The organism is Mesorhizobium sp. M1A.F.Ca.IN.022.07.1.1, from assembly GCF_003997575.1.
In the GTDB taxonomy this organism is placed as follows: Bacteria; Pseudomonadota; Alphaproteobacteria; order Rhizobiales; family Rhizobiaceae; genus Mesorhizobium.
Genome location: NZ_RZST01000509.1, coordinates 1 through 2,952, shown reverse-complemented (window position 1 = coordinate 2,952; position 2,952 = coordinate 1). Strand labels below are relative to the sequence as shown.

General features: G+C 63.4%; 3 protein-coding genes. 2 read left to right on the top strand and 1 reads right to left on the bottom strand.

Going from position 1 to position 2,952, the window contains the following annotated elements; translation table 11 throughout:
- Positions 1-1,255: outer membrane beta-barrel protein (locus EOA75_RS31325; protein WP_127326002.1), on the top strand; the 1,255-nt coding region annotated here is incomplete at its 5' end.
- A 69-nt stretch (positions 1,256-1,324) separates the two neighbouring features.
- Here EOA75_RS31325 and galU read toward each other — a convergent pair.
- A complete protein-coding gene (galU, locus tag EOA75_RS31320; protein WP_127326000.1) occupies positions 1,325-2,230 on the bottom strand; it encodes a UTP--glucose-1-phosphate uridylyltransferase GalU in 906 nt (301 codons plus the stop codon).
- A gap of 224 nt (positions 2,231-2,454) precedes the next feature.
- Between galU and EOA75_RS31315 the strand changes: the two genes are divergently transcribed.
- The coding region (locus EOA75_RS31315; RefSeq protein ID WP_164747699.1) for a lytic murein transglycosylase at positions 2,455-2,952 on the top strand (498 nt) is incomplete at its 3' end.

Sequence of the window (2,952 nt, the reverse complement as noted above, 5' to 3'; positions counted from 1 at the left end):
CACCGAGGATGACGGCGCGAACCGCCGCGCCGTCACCATCGACAGCGTCGACCGGCAGAAGCTCGATCCCGGCGCGGAGCGCACAGGATCGATCGAGGGCCAGAAAGTGAAGCTGGAGGACGATGCCTTCGCCGCCCCCGGCATCAAGGTCGGGACCTTTGTCTTCCGTCCGACACTCGAGCAAGGCCTCACCGCGACTTCCAATGCCGATGCCAGCGCCGGCGGCAGGTCGGCTGTGCTGTCCGAAACCGCGCTGCGTTTCTCCGCCACCTCCGACTGGCGCGAGAATTCGGCCGTCGTCGACGGCTACGGCCTTTTTCGCAACACGCTTTCGGGCCAGAAGATCAACGATGCGCAGGGCCGGATCGAAGGCCAGCTCACTGTCGACCTCGACAATGAACTGCGCGCCATCGCCAAGCTCGGGTATGAAGCGGTGCCGGAATCGGCGTCCTCGCCGGATGCGATTGCCGGCGTCACCTCACAGCCGCTGCGGCAGACGGTCGACGGCAGCCTCGGCATCGAGAAGGATGTCGGCAAGATGCGCTACGCGCTGACCGGCGCGGTCTCGCATGACTTCTACGGCGACGCCAAGCTCTCGGACGGCACCGTCTTGTCGCTGAAGGATCGCGACTCGACACTCTACTCTGCGACCTTGCGTACCGGCTATCAGGTCTCACCGGCCATGACGCCATTCGTTGAAGTGGAAGCCGGCCGGCGGATCTACGATCTGCGCCTCGACAGCAACGGTTTCGAGCGCTCCTCGACGCGGCTCAGCGCGCGCGCCGGCGTCGAGCTCGACATGCGCGAGAAGCTCTCCGGCGAGTTCTCCGTCGGATGGCTGCGCGAAGGCATCGACGACGACCGTCTGCCGGCGATTGCGGGGCCCTACGTCAACGCCGACCTCAGATGGTCGCCCGAGCGCGGCACCATCATCGGGCTGACCGGAAGAACCACGGTCGAGACCACGACCATCGCTAACGAGAGCGGCGACCTCCTCTATTCGGGCCGGCTCACCGGCGAGCGGCAGGTCCGCGCCAACCTGACGGCGAATACAGCGCTGGGGCTCGATTGGCGCGACTACATCGGCTCCGATGGCCACGATCTGGTCCTGAGCGCCGAGGCCGGCCTGACCTGGTGGCTGAACCGCTATGCCGGCCTCACCACAAGAATCAGGACGGAGAAGCTCACCAGCAACCTTCCCGGTCGCGACTATGTCGCCAACAGCGTCTATCTCGGTCTGAAGGTGCGGCGCTGACACTTCGTGATCCTCGCGCCAGCGATGCGGACGCGGAGATCCGAAGGATCCGCTCCGCTTAGCCAGCACCTAGGAAGCGGCGCCGATCCGCTCCGCCGGCCGCACCTCATCCAGCAGCGTGCGGATGACCCCGGCCATGCTCGCATTCATGTCGCTGCGCCAGAGCGCGAAGGCGACATTGGCCTCGACGAAGCCTTCCGGCGAGCCGCAGTCGAAGGTGCGCCCCTTATAGTGATAGCCGTAGAAGGCCTGCTGCTTCTCCAGCTTCAGCATCGCATCCGTCAGCTGGATCTCGTTGCCGGCGCCGCGCTCCTGGCTTTCGAGGATGCCGAAAATCTCCGGTTGCAGGATGTAGCGCCCGTTGATGAAGAGATTGGAGGGCGCCGTGCCAGCCTTCGGCTTCTCCACCATGCCGGTGATGCGGAAACCGTGATGGGTGTCCTCGCCACGGCCGACGATGCCGTATTTATGGGCCTCGGCCGAGTCGCATTCCTGTACGGCGATGATGTTGTTCCCGGTCTCGGCATAGAGTTCGACCATATCCTTCATGCAGCTTTTTTCCGACTGCATGATCATGTCGGGCAAAAGCAGCGCGAACGGTTCGTCACCGACCAGCTCACGCGCGCACCAGACGGCATGGCCAAGCCCCATCGGCACCTGCTGGCGGGTGAAACTGGTCTGGCCCGGCGCTGGCTGCAGCCGCTGCAGGCGGGCGAGCTGGTCGTCCTTGCCGCGCTGGGCGAGCGTATCGTAGAGCTCGAACTGGACGTCGAAGTGATCCTCGATGACCGCCTTGTTGCGCCCGGTCACGAAAATGAAATGCTCGATGCCGGCGTCGCGCGCCTCGTCGACCACATATTGAATGACCGGCCGGTCGACGACCGTCAGCATCTCCTTCGGGATGGCCTTGGTGGCCGGAAGAAACCGTGTGCCGAGACCGGCGACCGGGAAAACTGCCTTGCGAACTCGCTTCATGCTCCACCCATCCGTTTAAGCCCATTATCCGCGCGGCCATCCGCTCCGCAATCCCCCCGAACATTTTCGCGCCGGAATGTTGAATTACCCGAGCGGCTGGCCTGAAAATCGAAAGTTAAAGCACCGACCTCTCTTTTCGTTCCTAATGGCACCTATGGTAAACTAAATACTAACCGGGTTCGGCGTTGAATGATCCTTCCTAATTTTGATGAAGGAGGAAAAGGATGTCCGTTCGCAACAGCTCAAGGCGCCTGACGGCATTTTTGACGGCCGCGGGCCTCACGCTTGCCTTGCTGATGCCCGCCGGACCCGCTTTCGCCGATGCGGGTTTCCGCCAGTGGGTCGCGGGCTTCCGTGCCACCGCGGTTTCGGGCGGCGTTTCCGGCGCAGTCTACGACAGGGCCATGAGGGGCATCGAGCCCGACCCGGTCGTGCTGGAAAAGGCCCGCACCCAGCCGGAATTCACCGCCCCCGCCTGGGATTATTTCGACAACCGCGTGCATGACCAGTCGGTGACCAACGGTCAGGCAATGGCGCGCAAATGGAAGCCGTGGCTGGATCGGATCGAGGCGCGGTTCGGCGTCGATCGCCATATCCTTCTCGCCATCTGGTCGATGGAATCGAACTATGGCGAGATCCTCAAGCGCGACGACATCATGCGCAATGTCATCCGTTCGCTGGCGACCCTTGCCTATGGCGACCCGAAGCGGTCGAAATATGCC